At 35.5% G+C, this 19733-nt stretch carries 22 protein-coding genes and 1 pseudogene; 9 read left to right on the top strand and 14 right to left on the bottom strand.

What is annotated here, in order from left to right:
* Nucleotides 1-46 precede the first annotated feature (46 nt).
* Nucleotides 47-691, bottom strand: a complete 645-nt coding sequence (locus FFM65_RS05560; protein ID WP_119318028.1) for a CatA-like O-acetyltransferase — start codon at nucleotides 689-691, stop codon at nucleotides 47-49.
* 254 nt (nucleotides 692-945) lie between these two features.
* On the opposite strand from FFM65_RS05560, the gene FFM65_RS05555 reads away from it, so the two are divergent.
* Entirely contained in the window at nucleotides 946-3387 is a 2442-nt protein-coding gene (locus tag FFM65_RS05555) for an L-type lectin family protein (RefSeq protein WP_119318027.1), read from the top strand.
* A gap of 82 nt (nucleotides 3388-3469) precedes the next feature.
* Entirely contained in the window at nucleotides 3470-3952 is a 483-nt protein-coding gene (locus FFM65_RS05550) for a GNAT family N-acetyltransferase (protein WP_119318026.1), read from the top strand.
* 13 nt (nucleotides 3953-3965) lie between these two features.
* Here FFM65_RS05550 and FFM65_RS05545 read toward each other — a convergent pair whose 3' ends face one another.
* On the bottom strand, nucleotides 3966-4910 hold the full coding sequence (locus FFM65_RS05545) for a LysR family transcriptional regulator (RefSeq protein WP_119318025.1): 945 nt from the start codon (nucleotides 4908-4910) through the stop codon (nucleotides 3966-3968).
* 143 nt (nucleotides 4911-5053) lie between these two features.
* Here FFM65_RS05545 and metE point away from each other — a divergent pair, with 143 nt between their 5' ends.
* From metE to FFM65_RS12455, 3 genes are all read left to right on the top strand, one after another.
* Nucleotides 5054-7315: a 5-methyltetrahydropteroyltriglutamate--homocysteine S-methyltransferase gene (gene metE, locus FFM65_RS05540; RefSeq protein ID WP_119318024.1), complete on the top strand. Its 2262-nt coding sequence runs from the start codon at nucleotides 5054-5056 to the stop codon at nucleotides 7313-7315.
* The gene (gene metF, locus FFM65_RS05535; protein WP_119318023.1) at nucleotides 7302-8168 is read left to right on the top strand and encodes a methylenetetrahydrofolate reductase [NAD(P)H]; all 867 of its coding nucleotides are present in this window, start codon (nucleotides 7302-7304) and stop codon (nucleotides 8166-8168) included. The genes metE and metF overlap by 14 nt, the downstream gene beginning before the upstream one ends.
* A 121-nt stretch (nucleotides 8169-8289) precedes the next feature.
* The gene (locus tag FFM65_RS12455) at nucleotides 8290-8376 is read left to right on the top strand and encodes a type I toxin-antitoxin system Fst family toxin (protein WP_119318022.1); all 87 of its coding nucleotides are present in this window, start codon (nucleotides 8290-8292) and stop codon (nucleotides 8374-8376) included.
* Nucleotides 8377-8507: 131 nt separating this feature from the next.
* Here FFM65_RS12455 and FFM65_RS05525 read toward each other — a convergent pair whose 3' ends face one another.
* On the bottom strand, nucleotides 8508-8975 hold the full coding sequence (locus tag FFM65_RS05525) for a glutathione peroxidase (protein ID WP_119318021.1): 468 nt from the start codon (nucleotides 8973-8975) through the stop codon (nucleotides 8508-8510).
* A 134-nt stretch (nucleotides 8976-9109) separates the two neighbouring features.
* Between FFM65_RS05525 and FFM65_RS12130 the strand changes: the two genes are divergently transcribed.
* On the top strand, nucleotides 9110-9247 hold the full coding sequence (locus FFM65_RS12130; protein WP_162897937.1) for a hypothetical protein: 138 nt from the start codon (nucleotides 9110-9112) through the stop codon (nucleotides 9245-9247).
* Here the strand turns inward: FFM65_RS12130 and FFM65_RS05520 are convergent.
* Both FFM65_RS05520 and FFM65_RS05515 read right to left on the bottom strand, forming a co-directional pair.
* Entirely contained in the window at nucleotides 9217-9396 is a 180-nt protein-coding gene (locus tag FFM65_RS05520; protein ID WP_119318020.1) for a hypothetical protein, read from the bottom strand. The two genes, FFM65_RS12130 and FFM65_RS05520, sit on opposite strands and share 31 nt — an antisense overlap.
* A gap of 96 nt (nucleotides 9397-9492) precedes the next feature.
* Nucleotides 9493-9696, bottom strand: a complete 204-nt coding sequence (locus tag FFM65_RS05515) for a type II toxin-antitoxin system HicA family toxin (protein WP_010020946.1) — start codon at nucleotides 9694-9696, stop codon at nucleotides 9493-9495.
* Between the two features lie 135 nt (nucleotides 9697-9831).
* Between FFM65_RS05515 and FFM65_RS05510 the strand changes: the two genes are divergently transcribed.
* The 3 genes and pseudogenes from FFM65_RS05510 to FFM65_RS05500 all read left to right on the top strand — a co-directional run.
* On the top strand, nucleotides 9832-10563 hold the full coding sequence (locus FFM65_RS05510; RefSeq protein ID WP_119318019.1) for a Firmicu-CTERM sorting domain-containing protein: 732 nt from the start codon (nucleotides 9832-9834) through the stop codon (nucleotides 10561-10563).
* The gene (xrtG, locus tag FFM65_RS05505) at nucleotides 10560-11180 is read left to right on the top strand and encodes an exosortase XrtG (RefSeq protein ID WP_119318018.1); all 621 of its coding nucleotides are present in this window, start codon (nucleotides 10560-10562) and stop codon (nucleotides 11178-11180) included. Before FFM65_RS05510 ends, xrtG begins: the two co-directional genes overlap by 4 nt.
* Before the next feature lie 2 nt (nucleotides 11181-11182).
* Nucleotides 11183-12154: pseudogene (locus FFM65_RS05500) on the top strand (TIGR03111 family XrtG-associated glycosyltransferase); the annotation flags it as partial.
* Here the strand turns inward: FFM65_RS05500 and FFM65_RS05495 are convergent.
* From FFM65_RS05495 to FFM65_RS05455, 9 genes are all read right to left on the bottom strand, one after another.
* Nucleotides 12137-12637, bottom strand: coding sequence for a type II TA system antitoxin MqsA family protein (locus tag FFM65_RS05495; protein ID WP_119318017.1), 501 nt, complete (start codon nucleotides 12635-12637; stop codon nucleotides 12137-12139). The pseudogene FFM65_RS05500 and the gene FFM65_RS05495 overlap by 18 nt on opposite strands.
* Nucleotides 12638-12649: 12 nt before the next feature.
* On the bottom strand, nucleotides 12650-12994 hold the full coding sequence (locus FFM65_RS05490; protein ID WP_162897936.1) for a type II toxin-antitoxin system MqsR family toxin: 345 nt from the start codon (nucleotides 12992-12994) through the stop codon (nucleotides 12650-12652).
* 151 nt (nucleotides 12995-13145) lie between these two features.
* On the bottom strand, nucleotides 13146-13538 hold the full coding sequence (locus FFM65_RS05485) for a type II toxin-antitoxin system HicB family antitoxin (RefSeq protein WP_119318015.1): 393 nt from the start codon (nucleotides 13536-13538) through the stop codon (nucleotides 13146-13148).
* 244 nt (nucleotides 13539-13782) lie between these two features.
* Nucleotides 13783-14472: a 2,3-diphosphoglycerate-dependent phosphoglycerate mutase gene (locus FFM65_RS05480; RefSeq protein WP_059074891.1), complete on the bottom strand. Its 690-nt coding sequence runs from the start codon at nucleotides 14470-14472 to the stop codon at nucleotides 13783-13785.
* Nucleotides 14473-14833: 361 nt separating this feature from the next.
* Nucleotides 14834-16291 (bottom strand): hypothetical protein, encoded by a 1458-nt coding sequence (locus FFM65_RS05475; RefSeq protein WP_119318014.1) that lies wholly within the window; start codon nucleotides 16289-16291, stop codon nucleotides 14834-14836.
* A 73-nt stretch (nucleotides 16292-16364) separates the two neighbouring features.
* Nucleotides 16365-17414 carry an AI-2E family transporter gene (locus tag FFM65_RS05470; RefSeq protein WP_119318013.1) on the bottom strand — a complete coding sequence of 350 codons (1050 nt, stop codon included), beginning with the start codon at nucleotides 17412-17414 and terminating at the stop codon, nucleotides 16365-16367.
* Nucleotides 17415-17424: 10 nt separating this feature from the next.
* On the bottom strand, nucleotides 17425-18126 hold the full coding sequence (locus FFM65_RS05465) for a YdcF family protein (RefSeq protein WP_162897935.1): 702 nt from the start codon (nucleotides 18124-18126) through the stop codon (nucleotides 17425-17427).
* A gap of 116 nt (nucleotides 18127-18242) precedes the next feature.
* Complete coding sequence (locus FFM65_RS05460) at nucleotides 18243-18443, bottom strand: hypothetical protein (RefSeq protein WP_211321971.1); 201 nt, start codon at nucleotides 18441-18443, stop codon at nucleotides 18243-18245.
* Entirely contained in the window at nucleotides 18434-19666 is a 1233-nt protein-coding gene (locus FFM65_RS05455) for a hypothetical protein (protein ID WP_119318010.1), read from the bottom strand. Before FFM65_RS05455 ends, FFM65_RS05460 begins: the two co-directional genes overlap by 10 nt.
* Between the last annotated feature and the right edge of the window lie 67 nt (nucleotides 19667-19733).

The following is a 19733-nucleotide window of genomic DNA, read 5'->3' as shown; positions in this document are numbered from 1 at the left end:
CTGCTTTTCAATTATAGGCTTCTCGCCCTGATCAGACAAACATCAATTACAATTCATCAACATTATTCAAAATATCTTGTAATTTGATAAAGAATTGTGAAACATGATAGCCATCACAAACGGCATGATGAATCTGGAAAGTAACTGGTAATTTAATCTCGCTACCAGTTCTCTCGAATCTTCCCGCCGTTACAGTTGGTAGTAAATAATTATCATTATTATTGTTGTTAAGATTAAATCCAGTGTAATTAACCCAAGGAATCATTGAAATATTGACTACATTTTTTGGAACAGGTTGCTTAGGAAATAGTTTACCAGTACCACGATATTTCTTAACATCGCTTAAATAGTCACGATCAAATTCCGCAAATGTATAAGCATCCGGTGTATCGATATGAGAAGACAATTCTGTCCGGCTATCAAAAATTGAATAAAATGGCACGCTACTATCGTAATAACCTAGTTCGCCTTGTTCATTGAAATCCATACGATAAAGATAGTTTGAATTAATTACTCTGACAATTGAATAAATAAATAGTGGATAAAAGTCATAGTTATTATCTTTAGCAAATTTAGCTGCTTTAGTAATAGAAACATTGCTAGTCATATTATAAGTAGTTTTTTGTTCAATAAAGTGGTTGAACACTTCTTTACGAGTCCAAGTATCTAAATCAATTTTCGTGAATTCCATAAGTTCTTCCTCCAAACGTATTCTTACCTTTATGATACAACTTTTAAGTATTTTTATTGGATTGGTATGATTGGATTTTTATTTCTGAAAATAGAAAACTATCAATTTATAACTCAATAATTCCTTAATTTCTTATAGTTATTTCCTAATTACCAAATATCGATAGAAATACATATATTTTTTGAAAATATTTTGATATATAACCCGATATAATATTACTTATATAGCAAATATTTGAGGGAGGAGCTTTTATTATGAAACTGAATCAAATTTTCAAAAGTTTAATCATTGCCACGGTCTTTTTTACAATCATACCAGCAACAAATGTCAAGGCAGCTTTGACTGACGATACTGATTTAGCAGTTTTAAAAAACGCTCCCAACGGTATCGGCATTGGTAATTATATGTCGAATGCCAAACCTAATGTCTACGATTCAAAGGATATTTATGATACTAACTCCGCTCAAATCGTTGACCATTCTGGTAATAACTCCACCAACGGAAATGTTATCGCCCTAGCAAGTGGTAAAAATACTTATGGCTCAATGTGGTCGACTGATAAATCTTTCGACATCAATAAGGAACAAACCATTTCTGCTTGGCTTTATTTTGGTAGCGGCGACGGATCTTCTGATGTTAATAGTGAAGGAATTACCTTCGTTCTCCAAAATGATTCTAACGGAATTGCTGCTTTAGGTGCGGGCCTAGAAGGTATTGGTGTTTATGGTTATGACGCTTCTAGAGTTGACATTATTAGCGGTACTGATGCTAAACAATCTTACATTAAAAATACCGCCATTCAAAACAGTGTCGCCTTGGAATTCGATACTGATAAAAATAATTTCTATAATTCTAGTAATAAACCACTAAATAATAATGGTGTAAGTTTTCCATCTACTTATCGTTATTTCACGCTAAATGGTTTTGATACGCAATTTGGTAGTTCAACTTCTAATTTGACAGCTCTTGGTTTCCCAGACACTGCCCGTTACGGTTCTGGCGGTACATACGGACATATTGCTTTAACTTATCCTGGATTAGCTGACAGTTATCAATCAGGTGATATTTCCAGTTACAGCAATTTTCTACCTTTCAAAACAGGTTTTGGATTAGTCCATATTAGTCCTCAAGCCAATTATTTAATTGATGCTTACGATGAACAAAACAATCCTATTTACTGGCACCACGTAACGATCAAATGGACCCCTGCTGCTGAAGGTAGCGATGAAGCCACATTAACTTATTATTTCAACGATAAAAATTTGGATTATTCTGATAATACCGTGACTAAAGGTGATTACAAACCTACTACTGATACCATCAAAGTCGACACGACTAAGTTAAATACGACTGATGGCAAAGTTCGTTGGGGATTCACTGCTGCGAACGGACCATCCGATTCGGTCGCTAGTAAGTTAGTGGCTCTTGATTCAATTCCCGATTTACTTTACGCTGACGCAGATGCTTCAATAACTGATACAACTTTGAACAAAACTATCAATACTGATTCCACTGACAAAACTGTCGCTAACGGTGATAAATTGGCTCTTAATTATCAATTAAACTATCTTGAAGGTAATGTCAATTGGGAAGATATTGCCGCAAAAATTAAAATTCCTGATCACGTAACTTTGACTCCCGATAGTGCTGGCAATGTTGCCTACATTACGTACAGTGACGGCACTAAGGAAGCTATTAGTCAAAGTGAACTAACCGACCAAACCCTACAACACACTTTAGCTAAGACGCTAGGTAATAAAACTGGTTCTGCTGGAACAACTGCCAACATCACTATTTCAGCTACAGCCAACAATGATACAACTAGTGATATAAATGTCGCCAAAGCAGTCGCTACATTCACTGGTTCTAATCAAATTTCTTCCACTAATAGCCCTGAATTTACTATCTTAGCTCCTAAGCAATATACACTTAATTTATCAAATGATAATTCCGATATTGACTTACTCTATAAATCCGATAACGCCACATTAAATTTAGAGAATACACTTAATTATAGTGATAATCATAGCTTTGGTGATGATGACGCTACTACTAATATCATTTATCAAATCACTGTTGGAAACAAAACCTATAACGTTGGTGCAACGGCCTCTGGAAACAGCTTTAAACAAACGCTTGATCTCAAATCTTTAATGAACGATGATGACTTCTGGAATATCTTTACCCTCAATTCCACGCAAAAGGTTACCGTTAAGGCCATTGATCAAACCAACGGATTAATTTCCAATACCGTTACGTATAATGTAACAACTAAACCTAATAAAATGCTTAGTCTTGAAGTTTCCAAATCACTGCAATTTCAGAATGTTAATTATGGTGACACGACCGAATACTTATCCAGAAAAAACGACTTTGATTTAAGTGTCACTAGTCTAAGATCTCCTTGGCAATTGACCGTTACAACCAATGGTCTATATTCAAACGGTGAAACATTAAATAACAATTTAGCTTTGGTATATCGGCAGTATAACGATGATAATTTCACTACATTAAGTGATGAGCCAACCGTTATCGATCAAGAAGACACTTCTCATGATACTAATGTTACTGAAAACATCGCTGATGAATGGACAAAAAACACTGGGCTACTATTAAAGCAACTCAATGTTTCCCCAGCTGGTCAATACACTGGAACCTTGACTTGGAACGTTGCTGAATCAATTCCCAATGAATAAAAGAAGTTCACTTGCATAATCTTGCAGGTGAATTTTTTTGTGCTATCATATAAAATTAATTACCTTAAAGAAGGTGCTTATTATGAATATTCGTCCAATTCAAGCCAATGACAATCAAGCTATTAAGCATATTTTACAAACTGATCTAAAAGTCGCCCATCTAGACATTCCCGGCACGGCCTACTTTGACAAAAATCTCGATACTCTTAGTCAATTTTATGAAAAAGCTCGGCGTGGGTATTTCGTTGTCGTCAATGATTTTCAAGAAGTCGTTGGTGGTGCTGGATTTGCTGAGTTTGATCTCGAGAAAAATATTGCTGAATTGCAAAAACTCTACCTATCTAAAGCTGCTCAAGGTCACCACCTGAGTTATCAATTAATTTCTTTAGTCGAACAAGCTGCTAAAAAAGCTGGTTACGATAAATTATATCTAGAAACTCATCATAATTTAAAGGCAGCCATACACGTCTATCACAAAGCCGGCTTTACCAAACTAGCTGGACCAATCGAAGAAAGTTTGCATAGCGGCGCTATGGATGGTTTCTTTATTAAGTCGCTACACTAAAACAGACCACGCATCAATTTGTGTGATCTGTTTTTTCATTTATAATATCAAAACCATAACCTTTAATATGTTCTTTCAACATCTCTAAATAATTCTTAGCAATCGGACTAAGTTCTAATTGACTATGCTTCAACCAACCTAACGTCATTGAATCATCAACATCTAAGGGAATTGCCACAATTTTGTCATCATTTAATTTATTACTGATGATTCCGGAACTAATCGTATAACCGTTCAATCCGACCATCAAATTAAAAATCGTAGCCCGATCACTGACTTTGATATTTTTCTTACGGTCCAAAGTACTCAAGATTTCTTCTGAAAAATAAAACGAATTATTATCGCCCTGTTCGTAAGACAAATAAGGATAATCCGCTAAATCAGCTAAAGTTACTCGTTTCTTTTCCGTCAAAGGATTCTGACGACCAACGAAAACGTGTGGTGAAGCTTTGAATAATGGTGTGAATTCTAGGTCATATTCTTTGAATAGCTTTTCTAACACACGTTTATTGAAGTTATTTAAATATAAGATTCCAATTTCACTTTTAAAACTCGATAAGTCAGTTAAAATATTTTCCGTTTCAGTTTCGCGCAAAGTAAATTGATACTCATCCGCTGAAACAGTTTTGATCAGCTCCACAAAGGCATGGACAACGAAGGCGTAATGCTGCGCTGACACCGAAAAAGCTTGCTTACGAACAGGACTCTTTTCATAACGGCTTTTTAATAGTTGCACTTGATCCAAAACTTGTCGGGCATAGATCATAAATTCTCGCCCCTCATCGGTCAAAGTCACCCCTAATTTACTACGCAATAAAATTTGAATTCCCATTTCTGATTCCAATTCCTTAATAGCATTGGAAAGACTAGGCTGGGTCAAATAAAGCTGTTTGGCCGCTTCATTAAAAGAGCCTGTTTTGACAATTGTTTCTAGATATTCCAGTTGTTGAATTCTCATTGGCTTACTCCAATTTTTTCTTTATTATAGTCCATCTTATAGTTTTAAACTATAACCTATCATTATTATTATCAGTTATTCAATATCTCTTTTCGATAGTAGATTAGTAGTCAATAACTTACTACCACAAAGGGGACTTATTTATGACAACATCAATTATTGGTTTTCCACGTATTGGTGAAAACCGTGAATTAAAATTCAACACTGAAAAATACTGGCGCAACGAAATTTCTGAAACAGAGCTATTAAACTTTGCCAAAGATTTACGTCTCAAGCACTGGCAACTGATTAAACAAGCTGGTATCGACGAAATTCCTAGTAACGACTTTTCATTTTTTGACACAACTTTAGACACCGCCTACCTATTTAATATCATCCCAGACGCTGCTAAAAAATTGGATTTGTCAAATCTCGACCGCTACTTTGCCTTAGCCCGTGGCTACCAAGGAGAAAAAGGCGACTTGAAGGCATTACCAATGAAGAAATGGTACAACACTAACTACCACTATTTAGTACCACAATTTACCAAAACGACCGAAATCAAACTAAATGACGATAAAATCTTCAATGAATATCAAGAAGCTAAAGATAATGGCATTCAAACACGTCCTGTTATTGTTGGTCCCTTCACACTTTTGAGTTTGAGTGAATTTCATGACGTAACACCTACAGATTTTATCGATCAACTAGTTAACGCTTATCAAAAAGTCTTTGAAAAATTATCTAACCAAGGTGCCGAATGGATTCAACTGGACGAACCAGAATTAGTCAAAGATGTCACGGGCGATAAGAAAATTTTATTCGAGAATATTTACCAAAAGCTCTTGCAAAATAAAGCTAACCTCAAAGTCCTAGTTCAAACTTACTTCGGTGACGTGCGCGATGTCTATCAGGATTTGATCAACTTAGATATCGAGGGTATCGGTTTAGACTTCCATGAAGGAAGAAAAACTGCTCAACTAGTTCAAAGTGGTTTCCCTGATGACAAAATTCTTTTTGCCGGCGTAGTTAATGGTAAAAATATCTGGCGTAATCACTATCAAAAGACTATCGACTTAATCAAGAGTTTACCTGTTAAAAACCTAGTTATCTCAACATCTTGTTCATTACTCCACGTACCTTTCACAATTGAAAATGAAACTTTTGATCCAGAAGTTAAGCAACATTTCGCTTTTGCTAAAGAAAAATTATCTGAGTTAGCCGACTTGCAAGCAATCCTCAATGGCAATACAGAATTAATTACCAACAACCAACAATTATTTGACCAACAACGTGTTCAACCTAACGAATCAGTTAGAAAACGTGTTGATAGCTTGACTGCCGATTCATTTGTCAGACATCCCAATCTTAAAGAGCGAGCTGCCATTCAGAAGCAGGAATTCCAACTGCCATTATTACCAACAACGACAATTGGATCTTTTCCCCAAACTAAAGCTGTCAAAAAGATTCGTGCTCAATTCAGACATCAGGAGATTTCTCAAGCGGAATATGATGAATTCATCGCTAATCACATCAAAGAATGGTTAGACTGGCAAGAAGAAATCGGTATCGACGTCCTAGTTCATGGTGAATTTGAACGTAACGACATGGTGGAATACTTCGGACAAAACCTCGATGGCTACTTGTTCAGCAAAAACGGTTGGGTACAATCATATGGAACTCGTGGCGTTAAACCACCAATTATCTGGGGTGACGTGGCTAGAAATAAACCTATCACCGTTAAATGGTCTAAATTTGCTCAAAGCCAGACTGACAAGATTGTTAAAGGCATGTTGACTGGACCTGTTACAATTTTAAACTGGTCTTTCCCTCGTGAAGATATCTCCGTTAAAGAATCAACCATCCAAATTGCTTTGGCCATCCAAGATGAAGTACTAGATCTTGAGAAAAATGGTATCAAGATTATTCAAATTGACGAAGCCGCTCTAAGAGAAAAATTACCACTTCGTAAAACTGACTGGTATTCTGAATATCTCGACTGGGCCATTCCTGCTTTCCGACTAGTTCACAGCAAAGTTCAACCAACGACACAAATTCACACTCACATGTGCTATTCCGAATTTACTGATATAATTCCTGCAATTCAAAACATGGACGCTGACGTTATTTCATTTGAAGCTTCTCGTTCCAATCTGGAAATCCTCGACGCACTTCAAAAAGAAAACTTCCAACTTCAAGTCGGACCTGGAGTTTACGATATCCATTCACCACGTATTCCTTCAGTTGAAGAAATCAAGACTACCATTCACAAGATTTTACAAAAGGTCCCTCAAGAAAAAGTCTGGATCAATCCCGACTGTGGACTAAAAACTCGTGGTATCAAAGAAGCTAAAGCTAGTGTCGAAAACCTCACGACTGCTGCTAAGGAAATTAGAGAGGAGTTGTTGATACATGACAGAAACTAATCCCACCTTATCATTTGAAGTCTTTCCTCCTAATTCTCAAGTTGGTGTGGACAATCTGACCGACACTTTGGATCAATTGAAGGGATTGAATCCTAGTTTTATCAGTGTTACTGCTAGCAATCACAAATTAAATTATGAAGAAACGACTATCAATCTCGCCAAATATGTCAAAGATAATTTACATTGCCACACAATGGTCCACATGCCTGCCGCCTATGTCACTAAAGCTGAAGTTAGATCGATTCTGAATCGTCTGGAAAAAATGGGCATCCATCAAGTTTTAGCTTTGCGTGGCGATATCGTCGATGGTTACGTTCCTGAAAAAGATTTCAAATATGCCAGTGATTTAACTCAATTTATCAAACAAGAAAAACCAGCTTTCACTATTTCTGGAGCTTGCTATCCCGAAGTTCATCCCGATTCAAAAAATAGAGTTGATGATATTAGACATCTCAAAGACAAAGTTGATTCCGGCTGTGACCAATTAATCACCCAATTATTTTATGACAATGAGCAATTCTACCGTTTCCAAGAAGAGTGTGCCATTGCTGATATCAACATTCCTATCTTGGCAGGAATCATGCCCATCGTTAATCGTAAGCAGGCCCTCCACGTCATTGAAAATTGTGCTGCCAGATTACCGAAGAAATTCATCAATATTTTAGATAAATACAAAGATAACCCTGTTTCTTTAAAAGAAGCTGGTATCGCTTATGCAGTTGACCAGATTGTTGACTTAGTAACAAACGACGTCTCCGGTGTTCACTTATATACGATGAATAAAGCTGACACTGCCAAACATATTTTTAACAACACGGCATCCTTATTCCATCTCGACGGTGTTGCCGAATAAAAAAGTTTCCCACTTAATTGTGAGAAACTTTTTTTGCATAATTAGATAGCTAGAAAATATTGTATCATGCTATACTTTTGCCGTTGCCTTACCAATCTGGCACAGATTGGAGGTGTTGGTCATGTGGACTACCTTTCTAGGGCCCCTTGCGGTCGGCTTGATAACCGCTTGGTTTGCTGAATGGCTACGAAACAAACACCGCAAGTAAAAGAAAAAGGCAATCTTAGCCCACTAAAAAACCCGAAACGAGTGCGATCGTTTCGGGTTTTGGTGTTTTATATGTGCCTACCTTTATGGGCAAGCAAAGTATAACATGGAATAATTTCTAAAACAATCGATTTACTGCAAAGCTGAAACGATTGTTTCTTCCATTTTTTCTGGCTTGGTTACTGGTGCATATCTCTCAATCAACTGACCATTTTTATCAATCAAAAACTTCGTAAAGTTCCATTTGATGCGACCATGTCCAGATTCATTTTTCAAATAAGTAAACAATGGATCCTCATCACTACCATTGACCATAATTTTCTTAGTCATCGGAAAAGTTACACCATAATGCATCTGACAATAATCGCTCGTAGCCTTGTCATCATCTAGTTCTTGATGAAATTGATTACTTGGCAAGCCCAAAACTTCAAAACCTTGATCATGATACTTTTGATAAAGTTCTTCAATACCCTTTAGTTGAGGTGCTAGACCACATTTACTAGCAGTATTAACTATCAATAAAACCTTACCTTGATAATCATTAAAATCAATTGTAAAACCATTCATTTCTGTTTCTTTAAACTTATAAATTGGTGCCATTTATTTCACCCTCTTTTATACATTATGTCGTAATCTGGAAGCGGAAACAATGATTTTGTTTATGCCTTTTGCTTTATTTTCCATAGTAGATTGTGGATAATAGACAATTAGATTATAAAAAGAAGGTATATTTTTTGAGTAAAGAAGAATTTGACGTTTCTAAATTGAGTCCCAAAGCTCAAGCCAAACTAGAGGAAGTTAGAAAGCAACAAAATTTTAAGACACTTGAGGAAGCTGCTAACTACATGTTAGATTTCACAAAACGAAAATAAGCCCAGTCGATTGCGTACAAAGTTATCATTCCTATCAAAATCAGCCAACCATTAATATCTTTGGGCATAATTTGGAAGGTCACTAAAGCAAAGTACAATACTCCCAAAATTGCTAACTCGTAGGCAAATAAAAGATTAAGTTTCTTCATTTTTAACTCCTAAATTTTAAATCAATATATTATACTAAAAAAGAACTATGTAATAAACAATCTGTCATCAGCAAAATGCTTATTACATAATCCTTTTTAGATATCGGTAACTTTGATACCTGCTTGTTTTAATATTTTACTTTCAATTCCATGTTCTAATTCTTTATCATGATGAATTGGAACTGGCAAAGTCACATTCGTTTCCGGATTATACATCTTCAAGTGTGATCCGTTCTGCGACTTCTTAACAAAACCATGTTGTCGTAATATTTTAACGATTTTTTGGGGTTTCATTGCCATAAAATATACCCCCTCTCGGTATCTATTGTACACAAGATTGAACTTATTCCAAAATAAGTACATCTTTATATAAAAAGGAACTATAATGAAGGTGAGAATTAATATATTTATATTCTATAAAAAGGAGGACCAGTTATGAAAAGATTCATCATTATTTTAATGAGTGCCTTATGTTTTTTTGCTAGTTTTGGAACAGTTGCCCAAGCTGCATCCGATAATTTAACACCCAATAATAATGAAAGTGGTGATTTGGGGATTACTATCGATGGAAACTTTGACGACTGGGCCGACAAGACTAAACAACCAATGAAATTCCCTTGGGATAACGATAATATCAAGTATGCTTCTATGTTGGCTGATAATGATAATATTTATCTATACATCATGATGCATCCTGTTCTATCTGGTGGTTATACTAACTTCCAACCATCTGGATATACTCTAAATGTTGGTGGAAAAACATTTAGTATTGATTTTAATGGCAATCAAACCGTTAAATTAGATGTTGGTGACAAAAAAGCTGTTGCTTTGGGAATTTACGATAGTTCTACCGGATCATACGAAACCGTTAACAATTGTGTTTATGTTGCTAACCAATATATCAATCAAAAAATGGGCGATGGTAAAACTGTAAAAGGTACCGGCTATGTTTTTGAAGCTAAAATCCCCTTCAAAGACCTCAAAGGAATCTCCAACACTTCAGGACAAAATATCAGCTTAGAAAATACCAATCTTTGGTCAGGAAAACTCCATGTAACTGGTGGTAGTACTGGACCTGTAGTTCTAGCAAGTACCGGTTTCGTCATCGCTATAGCTGCTGTTTTGAAATACTCGGGATTCAGTTTTAAGAAACGGAGAACAGTATGAGTATTTATTTAGTAATTGGCATCGTTGTTTGGATATACTTACTATCCGTTTTAAAAAGAGCTCACGTTCCAGCATTCTTCTTTCTTATCGGAACTGGCGGGCTCTTTTTTATTCTAATTGGCTTCAGTGATCCCTATTGGGTTTGGTTTTTCACTCATTCAGTTATCAATGGTGTCAAATGGTTCGGAAATCTTACGAATATGAGTGAAGTTATGAATCGTTACGGTCTGATCAGCATCAATAATCCTACTCAACCGCTGACGATGACGATTGACTATGAATGTTCTGGGATTATCGAAACGATGGCTTATATCAGTATTGTCGTTTTTTTCCCCATCTTTAATCGTTATGAAAAAACCTTCTTCGGAATCTTTGGTATTCTTTGGATTTATTTAGCAAACGTGCTTCGATTAGCATTAATTATTGTCATCGTACACTTTGCCGGTGGTGGTGCCTTCTTTATCGGACACTCCATTATTGGAAGAATGGTTTTCTACATCTTAGTCATTGCTTTATACTACAACGTCTTTACTTATTCGCAAATTTCTCACAGTCTCTATCAAAATTTTCAGAAACTCGTTACAGGAATTAAAAAACGTTTTAGCAAGGAGGGATAAAAATGAGTTATTGGTTAGACCTAACCTTGTTTAAAATGGGATTCTGGTTGACTTGGGCCTTGATTCCAATCCTAGTTGAAATCATTCCTTCCATCATTTCCAGTGTGCGCATTATGATCAGCAATCGCCATCCTAAAAAGATGGTTATGCCTGCAAAAATGCCAATGATCTCCGTTTTAGTCCCCGTTCACAACTCTGAGGATACTTTATTTGCCTGTATCCAATCAATCCACGATTCAACTTATCCAACTAAATTGATTCAAGTTATTTTGGCTGATAACAACAGTACTGATAACAGTTTCCAAGTTTTTGCCCATGCTCAAAATACCTTTTCTGATATGAATTTACGTTTGATCCACACCGCTCCGGGTAAAGCTCAAGCTCTAAATGCGGCGTTATATGGAGCTATCGGAACTTATATTATCAACATCGATAGTGATGGTGTGCTTGAAAAGAATGCCTTAATGAACATGGTTTTACGTTTTGAAAATGATTATGAAGTCTCTGCTTTGACTGGCAGTATTTTACCCAGCCGTTTAATGTTAAAGAAAAATGGTTCGTTATTGCGTTATAACGAATACTTCGAATACGCCCAAGCCTTTCTTTCTGGCCGGGTGATGGAGTCTCATAAAAATCAATTATTCACGATGTCCGGGGCTTTTTCAGCTTTTCGCAAGGAAGCTGTGATGAAAAGTTTCCTATATGATATCAATACAATTGGTGAAGATACTGATATGACTTTCCAAATTAGACAACGGATGAAACGAAAAGTTGGACTCTGCGCCAATGCTTTCTTTTATATCGAACCTATCAAAGATCTATCAGAGCTTTATATGCAAAGACAACGTTGGCAACGTGGTGAAGTCGAAGTCATCCAAGAATATGCTAATAATTTGGAAGTAAAAGATTTTTTCAAAAACTTCATGGTCAGACGGCTATTGATTGACCACACTTTCTTATTTCCTCGGTTGATCATTTTGATTTCTGAATAAATAAGCATTCAGTAAAGAATCACTTTTGATTTTTTTATCTATCTTGGAGATAGCCGATCCAATCCTTTTTTGATCTTTAGCACTTAATTTGGATTTGTTTTGATGAAATAAACTCACAAAAAAACTACTATCGTCTTTTATTTTTCGTAATAAATTATTAATGCTTTCAGAAGGCAAAACACCTTTTTCATATCTAGCAATCGTGGCTGATCCTACATCCAGTAGCTTAGCTAAAGAACGTTGAGATAATTGATATTTCTTTCTAAAAGCAACCATCTCAGCAGGTGAAATAAGATTTTTCTTTTGACGATATATATTAAAAGCTAAGTCAATAGCTTGATTATCTAAATCCAAATCAAACAAAATCTCATTAGTATCGTCGTCAATCAAAGCATCGGCTTCCACCATAATGTTTTCATCGCGTACTTTAAAAGTTTGTTTACGTTTCTCAATGTGAGTTGTCATGACTTCACCCCTTTAATCGTTAAAATAAGGTAAATAGTACGGTTTAATGCTTCTATGGAAAGATAATATCTTGCATTCATTACCTTGAAATTTTATTTTTATATAAATCGGCATCCCATCTAATTCATAAATAAATTCCCAGACTCGTGTACCATCACCATTAAAATCCGGACTAGGTCCACGATAATAATTATTAGGTGTCAGTGCTTGAATTATTTCTAAAGCATCTTGTAAATCAATTCCTAACCGAGTAATACCATCAAAAGTCCTCGGTACCCATTCTATTTCACGATTAGAAATTGCCATCTTAACTTCTATCAGGAACAAAACTATTGTATTTCTAGTTGTAGAAGACATAGATTTTACCATCGCTATTTCAAAATTATTTTAACGAATATAATTCACTTTTGCAATCAATTGATATCAAAAGTTCAATATTCACTATAATTTTAAATTACGTTGAATAATCTTATTTACAACAAAAAACACATCCATAAAAGATGTGTTTTTACATTTCCAATTTATTTTTCAAAGCCTCGGTCAAAACAGCAGAAAAGTTGATGTTCTTCTTTTTACCTAAAACTACTAAATACTCTGGTACAGTTACATTTTTACGAACTGTCTTAGGATTATTGCGATGGTACTCTTCCATATCAATATAAACGACTGTCTTAATATCATTAGCCTTAATTTCAATGTCTTCCAAGTCAGTAGGTTCAGGGTATTCCATTTTATCATCAAGCATAATACCAATTGCATCTTGAGCCATTAACAGAGCATCTTTCATATTATCACCTTGCGTCCAAGTGCCGTTATCAATATCAGGTATTTCTACACTATAGCCTTGATCTTCTGGATGCAAAATTACTGGATAAACTAAAATATTTTTCTTTGCTGGCATTTCGTAACCTCCTACAATTGATATTATCTAAGCCCCGTTTTAAAAGTCTTACCATTTCTTTGGATTTCATAGTCATAAGAAACTTTCTCTTCACAAATTATTATACACATCAATACTTATAATTCAATTACGATGCTTATCAATAAAATACGAAAATTCTAAAAATAACTTCTCATAGTCTCTATTTTTATATAAAAAAAGACCGCACACACTGTGCAGTCTTAATTTCAAACTAATTCAAAAATTAGTTAAGCTTTGTCTTGTTAACAACGTTCAACTTGTCATCCAAGTCATAAACAACTGGTTCACCAGTAGTCATTTCAACGTCCATGATGTCAGCATCAGAGATGTTTTCGATGTACTTAGTCAAAGCACGTAGTGAGTTACCATGGGCAGCAATGATTACGTTCTTGCCGTCTAATAGCTTAGGAGCGATTTCATCTTCCCAGAATGGAATTACACGTTCCAAAGTAACTTTAAGGTTTTCGCCACCAGGAATAATTCTTGGGTCAAGGTTTGCGTAACGACGATCGTTAGCTGCTGAACCTTCATCAGTAGACTTCAATAGTGGAGGTAATGTATCGTATGAACGTCTCCAGATGTGAACTTGTTCATCACCGTATTTTTCAGCTGTTTCTTTCTTGTTAAGACCTTGAAGTGCGCCATAGTGACGTTCGTTAAGTCTCCATGTCTTTGTTTCAGGAATCCATAGTTGGTCACAGCCTTCAAGAGCATAGTGCAATGTCTTGATAGCACGTGTCAATACTGATGTGTAAGCTTGGTCAAATTGGATGCCAGATTCCTTAAGAAGTTTACCAGCATTTTGAGCTTGCTTTACACCTTCTTCACTAAGGTCAACATCAACCCAACCAGTAAATTGGTTTGATAAATTCCATTCACTTTGTCCGTGACGAATGAAAACTAATTTTGCCATTTATATGATCCTCTTTTCATTTCTTTAACAAAGTACATTTTACACGAATTTGGCAATAAAAAAAAGTTTCTTTATTAAGTTTGACTAAATTGCAAAATAAATGGTTATATTCCGTCCTCCATAGCAGAGAAAATTTGGCTGGAACAATGTGGGCACGACTTGAAGCCTTTGCTAAGCCCAAGTTCGGGCAAAGTCTTCAAGCTCGACCTTTCACTAGGCAATAAATTGCCAAGAGAAATTTCACATTTGAGCCAATTTTCTCTGCTATTCCGGACTAGATCCTAATCTTAATATTAAAAAACACCTATTCAGACGATAGTAGGAATTCTGAATAGATGTTATCTAATCGATAATGATAATTTTATTCTTTATAAATAGGTGTATCTAATTCTTTTAAAGTAGTAATATCCAATTTATTCTTCGAATTCTTGTTCAAATAAGTATTAACTTGATCAGATCCAGCCAAGACAGCGTTAATCTTGTCTTTACCTTCAATCAAATCTGACACTTCTTGAGCATTTTCACTTTGTTTCATAACGATTGGAACCACTTCAAATCCGTAATCTCTGAGTTCCAACAATTTCTTATAATATTCAGAATTAATTGAAACAAAAATCGTTGAAGCGTTCTGTTTCAAAGCTTGATTCTTCAACCACCAAAAAATCAAATCTTCATCATTATCAAAAGTACTGATCAAGACATTGCCTTCACTGAATAGTTGAATATAAGGTTCCTCAGCCGTATAACTCTTAATCAAGACCAATGTTCCATCTTGACGATAAAAGTTCTCACGAACGACTTTATTGGCATTTCTGTGGTCGTAAAATTGGGTAGCTGAGATTACTCCGTTGACATCGAAAATATCACGACTCAACAATTGAGTCCCATCTTTGTAATGGCGAATAATCTGTAATTGATGATTGGCATTTCGAGAAACTTCCATAACTAATTTATCATCAGCATCCAAAATTTTATCAACTTTATCACTGACGTGTTGAACGCGATAATCAGCATCGAAAGGAATTTCAGCAGGCGTAACAGGAGTATTCATATTACGTCCTTGCAAATCATTGTACATATTCAATAGATAGGCATTGCCATCTACGAAACCAGCATTTTGATAATTCATCCAAGCTTCATCAATTTGGTCATTATAAGTGACTGAGATTGCATTAGCGATTAGACCCTTCTCGGCCATAGTCATTGTCAATTGTTGCCACATATTTGTCGTGTCGCTATCTGGATTAGCAGCTAAATCATCAGTGAAAATGTAATAGTCACTATTGACGTCTAAGTAAATCTCATTAGCCATTTCATCCGTTCCGAACCATTCTTTCAATGAAGCGTTGATTTGATCAATTCTATCAGTAGCTTGCTTTCTTTCATCTACTTGATCACTGCCAACATTTCTCAAAATATGGTTGCAATAACTACGGTCAGCTAATAGTTGACTACGTAATTGTGACTTCAAATCAGCACTTTGATCCAAAGTATTTTGCAAATTTTGTTCAGTATATTGCCACTCTTCACCGCTATCCATCCCCGGTTGTGGATTTTGGTTGGGGTCCATTTGTTGTTGCTGCATTTGTGGTTGATTTTGACCAAAGAAATAATCATTACTACCAGATTGTGCTGCTTGACTTGGTTGGTTAAAATCGTTGCCGCCAAATTGCGTACCATTGTTCATTTGAGCATCATTATATTGATTTTGTGCTTGATCAAAATTATTTTGATCCGGTTGGGGATTTTGATATGAAGGATTGTTTAGATCAGAATAATTATCATCGTTTTCTTTCTTTTTTCTATCGAAAAATGACATAATTTAATCTCCCATCTACGTCAGTTGACTACATTTATCTCCATTATATATGACAAAACTAGCTTAATCTTAATTATAACGTTTTCTTTAACTTTATTCTGCGCTTTTTGGGACCACCGATTGAGTGAACCCCCAAAATATCGAGGAAGAAGACGAAAATTGGAATACCAACGATCAATCCCCAAGTACCAAGTAATTCCTCGGAAACAATCAAGACGATAAAAGTAAAGAAAATTGGCAAATGCGTCATGCTGGACATAAATTGCGGATTCAAGAAGTACGTTTCTATCAAATGGATGACGATAATCATAATGACGATGTAAATAACGTAACGGATACCACCAACTGAATAAGCTACAAAACTTAGTGGAACCAACGAAATAATCACTCCGGCCACTGGAATCAACGACAAGATAAAGACCATGGCGGCCAAAGCAATAATTCCTGGCATCTTCATGAATAATAAGGTAATCGTTGTTAAAGCAGTATTTACGACCGCAATCATCAATTGAGCTTCTAGGACAACTCCAAAAGTATTGACGAATTTTTGACCATAATATTTTAGATCTGCGAAGACCCAACCGTATTTACTGTCTAAGAATTGACGACCAAAAGCATTCATTTGTTCAACTTGACTCGTATAGAAGAAACTGAGTAAGAACGATATTACGATGTTAAAACCGACTGCTCCAACGCTACTAATGTAATTGACGACGGAGGTAACAGCCACTTTGATTTGATTATCCAAATTTATCTGTTGCAAATAGTTATAAATAATATTCAAATAAGGATTCGAACGAACATCTTCACTCTCATAAAATGACTGCAACGAAGTAAACATCTTGACCGTCTGACTAACTAACTGTGGCACATAATTAGCAATCACAAACACCAACAAAGCAATAATAATCAAATAAGTTGGCGCAATTATCCAAACCGGTTTTATTTTTGGAGCTTTTTTTTGAATCGTCCGAACTAATTGAACTGATAAAAAAGTAAAGATGAAAGTTAACAAAAACATACTCATCATACTTTTGAATAAATAAAATAAACCAATAACAGCAACTAACAATATAAATCGTCGCAAACGTTTATTTTCAACAAACTTATCGTACAAACTCATATAACACACCTCAAATATACAAACTCAACGAATACAGCACATCTATTCCCACAACTATTGCAATTACATATCGGTCATACCACAACAAGGCTGTAAATTCACGAAACATCGCTGGCCACTTCAACATGCTCATCGTCTTAGCGGATGCATACTGAACCTTGAATTCCAATCTCTTAGCCTGCAATTTTGTTCGAGGAAGATGGTAGTCGCTTGTAACTATGGTAACTTTTGGATGAGTCTCTTTAGACCAAAAGCGATGAATCTCAATAGAAGAAAATTCTAGATTTTGAATCGTATTCATAGCTTTCTCTTCTGGAATAATGTAATCCTCTGGAATACCAGCATCCAACAAATATTCTTTCATCATCTCAGCTTCAGTCTTATTCGAGAGACTATAGGGATTTTTGCCCCCGCTGACAATTATTTGCGGTTTATTCCTCGATTCCTTAAAAATCTCAATCGTTTTATTTAAACGACTTGCCAAAATCGGTGGAATCCGCTCAGTCATGCACTTATTACCCATGACTAATAAAAAGTCGGCTTCTTGTTTCATATTAACCTTTTTCTGATCTCGATGCATTAACCACATGTAAACCAGCATAATAAATAAAAAGAACAAATTTAAAGATGCAAGTCCGAATGTATAAGCGCCTAAAAATTTGTTCAACGAAATATTAGAAATTAAATAGAATACAAATATAACAGCAATCACGATGCCAATCCCCCAAATCGGCTGGCGACTGTAGACATACCTTATTTTGTAAATAATCATCGCTTCCACAATGGTTACAGCAAGTAGTATTAAAAAAATCATTTTCCCTCCGCAGCTTAATTTAAGCTGAATTTCAATTTAGGCACGGTAAGTGAAAAATCTTTAACCATCGTCCAAGTAACAGTTGTTGAATCCTTGTCTGGTTGTTTTAACAAGAATAATTTATTATCTAATGAACCATAAATCAAAAATTTACCCTTAGTAGTTGTCACAGCTGGTCCATTTTCTGAATAAGCTGAAGGTGAAACTAAAAACATATATTGCATAAAGGGCTGCTTACTACCACTGATGCTAATCCCCTGATAATCGCTTGGTTGTAAATTGGTACCATATTGGTCGCCAAAATTGACCCCGAGATTACCGATTTTTTGTCATTATTATCCGAGATAGCCGCTGCCAACTGCATTAAATCAGCGTTTGACGAAATCGGATTGGCCACATATTGATCATAATAATCTTTTGTTTGCGTAATGGAATCTTCCAAACTAGTTTGTGTTGCATCAGATTTCGTTAACAAATTAGCCTTAGTATTGGCCTGATTGTCACGCGTTCTGACAGTGAAGTCACTCGAATACAAATACAATTGATTATTGTCATTTTCAATCCGAATCTTCGCTCGATCAATCTGATTGCCAGTTGCTTTAGAGTTAACCTTCAGATTAACTTCTTTTGGCAACAAACGACTTTGATTTTGGCCGTGATAGTAATAGTCGATCGTCACGAGATTTTTGGGTGTTAAATACATCTTGCCGTAGAGACTTTGAACATTACCGGATTCAACCGTCGTCATCATAACGACCTTACTGTCAGTCGTATCGGATAATTTCTGAGCTGAATGCTGGGTCAAAGTCATCTGATAAGTTCCATTTTGGTTAATAGTCAAATTACCGTCAGTTCGGCGATAATCGATAATAGTTGAAAAATAGAAATTACCTATCAAATTGTTGTCCGTACTCAAAGGCTTAGTGTTTTGATTGACATCGATAATGTGGTTAGCCATTTGCTTGTAAGAAATCGACTGGGATTTATGTTTGGTAGATTTACTGATATTGGCTTTATCTCGCTTGGTAATATAAGCAAATTTATAATTCTCATTGCCCACTTGGACATAGTAACCCTTCATATGCTTACCGTAGACATTTTCATGATAAGTCTTCACCAGTTTTATAACTAGATCCTGTTTAGCAGTCTTAAAAGTCATTGTCTTGCCATCACGTCCTAAAACGTATTGTGGATTGTTGAAATGCGTATTGAACCGATTGATTCCAACTTTGCCATCAATATTCGTGATATCTTTGATTTCAGCTCGCTGATTTTTTAAGAACTTGATTGAAACTGTGTCATTTTCACCTTGGTCTTGGAACAAATACCAAGTTTTATTGGACGAAACGATTTTACTAGTTTCCTTTTTTTGGCACCCAGTTAAAATTACGCAAAAAAGAAACATCATACTCAAAACAATATAAAATTTTTTTCCCATATCGATTAAGCCTTTCTCATACGACAATTATACAACATCAAACACCTTCTATTATTAAGTATGATAT

Source organism: Companilactobacillus formosensis, assembly GCF_005405305.1.
GTDB lineage: Bacteria > Bacillota > Bacilli > Lactobacillales > Lactobacillaceae > Companilactobacillus > Companilactobacillus formosensis.
The sequence above is the reverse complement of the archived record's forward strand: the minus strand, read 5'-3'. Positions and strand labels throughout refer to the sequence as shown.